This is a genomic window from Okeania sp. SIO3I5 (genome assembly GCF_010672085.1).
Lineage (GTDB): Bacteria > Cyanobacteriota > Cyanobacteriia > Cyanobacteriales > Microcoleaceae > Trichodesmium.
In genome coordinates this window covers 41,531-46,233 of record NZ_JAAHHT010000051.1, presented here as the reverse complement: position 1 = coordinate 46,233, position 4,703 = coordinate 41,531, and the positions used below count along the sequence as shown (strand labels likewise).

The window sequence follows — 4,703 nt, the reverse complement described above, 5'->3', positions numbered from 1 at the left end:
CTGAATTTTTCTACTTTGATCTGCTCAACTAAGTCTGATTTTCCCGATTTTTCTTTCCGGCAAAAAATACTCCTGCTGCTCAAATTTCTCTGTCTGATTTAGGAAATAGAGAGTAGTTAAGATAAATTGGAATTTCGAGAGACGCTAGAAGGAAAAACTGTTCCTGAATTTTGCCAATCTTATCTGCTCAACTAACTCTCCTTTTCCCGATTTTTCTTTCCGGCAAAAAATACTCCTGCTGCTCAAATTTCTCTGTCTGATTTAGGAAATAGAGAGTAGTCAGGATAAATGGGAATTTCGAGAGACGCTAGAAGGAAAAACTCTTCCTGAATTTTGCCAATCTTATCTACTCAACTAAGTCGAATTTTCCTGATTTTTCTTTCCGGCAAAAAATACTCCTGCTGCTCAAATTTCTCTGTCTGATTTCGGAAATAGAGAGTAGTCAGGATAAATGGGAATTTCGAGAGACGCTAGAAGGAAAAACTATTCCTGATTTTTTCTACTCTTATCTGCTCAACTAAGTCTGATTTTCCCGATTTTTCTTTCCTGCAAAAAATACTCCTGCTGCTCAAATTTCTCTGTCTGATTTAGGAAATAGAGAGTAGTTAAGATAAATGGGAATTTCGAGAGACGCTAGAAGGAAAAACTGTTCCTGAATTTTGCCAATCTTATCTACTCAACTAAGTCTGATTTTCCCGATTTTTCTTTCCTACAAAAAATACTCCTGCTGCTCAAATTTCTCTGTCTTATTTAGGGAATAGGCAGTAGTTAGGAGAAATGGGAATTTAGAGAGACGGTAGAAGGAAAAAATTTTCCTGAATTTTTCTACTATTATCTGCTCAACTAAGTCTGATTTTCCCGATTTTTCTTTCCTACAAAAAATACTCCTGCTGCTCAAATTTCTCTGTCTTATTTAGGGAATAGGCAGTAGTTAGGAGAAATGGGAATTTAGAGAGACGGTAGAAGGAAAAAATTTTCCTGAATTTTTCTACTATTATCTGCTCAACTAAGTCTGATTTTCCCGATTTTTCTTTCCTACAAAAAATACTCCTGCTGCTCAAATTTCTCTGTCTTATTTAGGGAATAGGCAGTAGTTAGGAGAAATGGGAATTTAGAGAGACGGTAGAAGGAAAAAATTTTCCTGAATTTTTCTACTATTATCTACTCAACTAAGTCGGATTTTCCTAATTTTTCTTTCCGGCAAAAAATACTCCTGCTGCTAAAATTTCTCTGCCTTTTTCCCCTAATGCTATATCTAAATTATCACCCTCTTGTACTAAAAAAGCGTGCCAATCTTCTAAACGGTTTTGCCATTCTTTCTGTTGAATATAAGGCCAGATAGTTTGAATCAACATCATCATACTATAAGATGGATAGTGATGAGGAAAAATACCACTGTTGATTTCTTCAAAGTCTGACAAAATCTGCCGTAAACCATGAACTGTCATATTAAAATAATGACTAGGATCGGCATGAAGTGGTTGTAAAAATGCAGTATCAATGAATATTAAACCACCTGGTTTTAAAATGCGATAAAGTTCTTTAGCGGTAATAAATGGATTTGGTAAATGTTCAAAAACAGCATGACTAATTATCCCATCAAAACAATTATCAATAAATGGTAATTTTAATGTTGAACAAACTATATCTGTATATTGATATTGCTGCACATCTAAATAACAAATATTTGGTTTGAGATATTCTTTTTGAGTATTACCTGCGCCGAAATCTAAAACTATTCCATTTTCCCCAATTTGATTTAATACTTTTAAAATTCCTTCTGAATAAGGATGAGTGGTTTCTGTTTCTGTCAGTTTAATAAATGGTAATTCTCCTAGTTGTAAAATATGAGGAGTATTTCCCCTAATCCATACAGAACAATTTTCTGCATTACAAGGTTTAGCTTTTTGACTACATTCTGGGCAAATCAAGATTTTTTCTAGGTTAAAATTTTTCTGTCTTGTGGGAAGTTTAGGTGGTTTACCAATAACTTTGAATTGATTTTGAAATAATAATATTTTTTCCTCTTGATCGATAAATATTTCTATTTTTATATCTGTGTCTGGTTTAAGATTCTCTGGCAGTAAAATTTCACCCCAAAAACCACTATGACTAGCATATTTTTTCTCTGGGAAAGCAACAGCTACATCTGGTCTATATCCACCATGTAAAAGAGAAGCATAAGGTTGAGAATTTAGATGCACAGTTAGTTTGAAATTCCGGTTATTTTCAGGAATATACCAACCAGAAAATTTGGTTAGGTAATCTATTTCTGTACCTTTAGGAAAATCTAGATTAAACATTTTAGAGAATAGGGAGTAGGGAGTAGGGAGTAGGGAGTAGGGAATAGGGATTAGGTAGTAGGGAATTTGCCAATCTAACATTTATGCCAAAATATTTAATGACTGCAAAACCAAAGTCAAAATTAAAATTCAGTCAGAAACTATTAGTCAAATTAAACCAACTAATTAATCTGTGTATCTGTGACATAATCCGTGTGTGCCGTGCCATAATTTATGTGTACTTATTGTTCTCTCAAACTTTGAACTTCTTCTAAACTTAAACCTGTATTTTGACTTACTGTTTATACATCTAAAAATTCTAGTAATTTTAGAGAATAGGGAGTAGGGATTAGGTAGTAGGGAATTTGCCAATCTAACATTTATGCCAAAATATTTAGGGTTTGCTGAAAAGTCTTTTTTAAGGAGTAGGGGAGTAGGGGAGTAGGGGAACAGGAAAGTAATTTTTTTTTCCCAACAATGTGTCTAAAATAGTAGCTTTTTTAGCATTACATTAAGAGCTGAAAACCAGGTACTTTTCCCGATATAAAAATGCTAAAACCTTGATATGTAATGACTTTAAAGTTTATTCAGCAAACCCTATTTAATTACATTGAAACCAGAGTCAAAAGTCACATCAAATTAGAATCTATTAGTAAAATTAAACCTACTAATTAATCCGTGTATCCGTGGCATAATCCGTGTGTGCCGTGGCATAATCGGTGTGTGCCGTACCATCCTCCATGTCTGCTAATTTATCTAAAGAAAAGTATGCTTCTTGAAAAATTTGACCATAAGTTTCAGTCATTTCTGCAAAAGTATTTAACGAATCCAGTACATATTTAGCATTACCTCCTAGTCGCTGACGTAATTTTTCATCTATTAATAAAGACATCAAAATATTTGCTAATTCTTCTGGGTTTTCAGGAGTATAGAATAAACCGTTAATATTTGGTTTGACTTGTTCAACTATGCCAAAAACTGGAGTAGTAACTATTGGTAAATTATAAGACATTGCTTCTAATATTACTCTGGGAAAACTTTCGATGCGGGAAGTACAAACAAATATATCTGCTGCTTGATAATATTTTGCTGTCTCTGGAGTTTCTCCTACTATTTCTACTTTTTCCTGAACTTCTTCTGGCAAATTTTTGACAAGTTCGTGTAGTTTTAAGCTATAAAGATTTGGGCGATCGCCTACGATAAAACATTTGATTTTCTGTATTTCTTTTTCTGGGATAAATGATAGAGATTTTACTAAGTCGTGTTGACCTTTCCTTTCGCAGACGGTGCCTAATAATAGAATGACTATTTCCTCTTTTTGTACTCCTAAATTTGACCTTGCTTCTTGTCTAGACCATTTAGTTGCTGCTTTTTTTAATAAGTTTAAATCTAATCCATTATGAACGACGGTAAAGTTGTGATGACTATTTAAAGGGAGATATTTATTTCGAGTAGCATCGGAAACAAAAATTATGCGATAAGGATAACGGAAACATTCTAATGCTCTGGCAGCTATCTCGTTTCCGAAACGATTAAAATAAGTTTGCCAAGGTTGACTTTCATGCACATTCCAAACACTGGGAATGTTTAACATTTGAGCGACGTCTACCATAAAAAAGTTTTCTAAAGTATTGATGTACATTACATCAATATTTAGAGATTTTATTTCTTGGGTAAAGGTGGTTAAAGCTGAATTATAAGCATCTTTTTGATAGATATGTTCTAGAGGATTATCTTTAACGATGACTTGAATATTTTGTTGTTGATAAATTTCTCTCAACTCCCCATCGTTTACAGAAAATATTATGGGTTCGACAATTCCATCTTTTGCTAACTTTAGGGCGATTTCTAATTGATGAAGTGGGGCACCAGTTAGGTCTAAAGAATTACTACACATCAATAATTTAATTCTGGGATTAGGAGGGAACAGGGAACACTTAACTGGGAACAGGGAGTTAATTGCTTGAACATCTATTTCTGATTCGTTGAGAGAATTTGCCTCTAGAGTCTGAGGATTTAATTCTGACTCTTGCTGAGAATTATCAACTTTTGCCTGAGGATTTAATTCTGATTCGTTGAGATAATTTTCCTCTAGAGTCTGAGGATTTTTTTCTGACTCTTGCCGAGAATTATCAACTTTTGCCTGAGGATTTAATTCTGATTCATTGAGATAATTTTCCTCTAGAGTCTGAGGATTTTTTTCTGACTCTTGCCGAGAATTATCAACTTTTGCCTGAGCATTTATTTCTGATTCATTGAGATAATTTTCCTCTAGAGTCTGAGGATTTTTTTCTGACTCTTGCCGAGAATTATCAACTTTTGCCTGAGCATTTGATTCTGACTCTTGCCGAGAATTATCGACTTTTGCCTGAGCATTTAATTCTGATTCATTCAGAGAATTTGCCTCTAGAGTCTGAGAAT

The 4,703-nt window shown here is 33.8% G+C and carries 2 protein-coding genes; both read right to left on the bottom strand.

Features of this window, described 5'->3' with window-relative positions:
* Positions 1–1,184: 1,184 nt before the first annotated feature.
* Complete coding sequence (locus F6K40_RS14400) at positions 1,185–2,384, bottom strand: class I SAM-dependent methyltransferase (protein ID WP_293136935.1); 1,200 nt, start codon at positions 2,382–2,384, stop codon at positions 1,185–1,187.
* Between the two features lie 565 nt (positions 2,385–2,949).
* A partial coding sequence (locus tag F6K40_RS14395; protein WP_293136934.1) for a glycosyltransferase family 4 protein occupies positions 2,950–4,703 on the bottom strand: 1,754 nt, incomplete at its 5' end.

Excerpts from the sequence above, each read along its gene's own strand:
- F6K40_RS14400 (WP_293136935.1), bottom strand. The coding sequence starts at position 2,384 with ATGTTAGATTGGCAAATTCCCTACTACCTAATCCCTATTCCCTACTCC.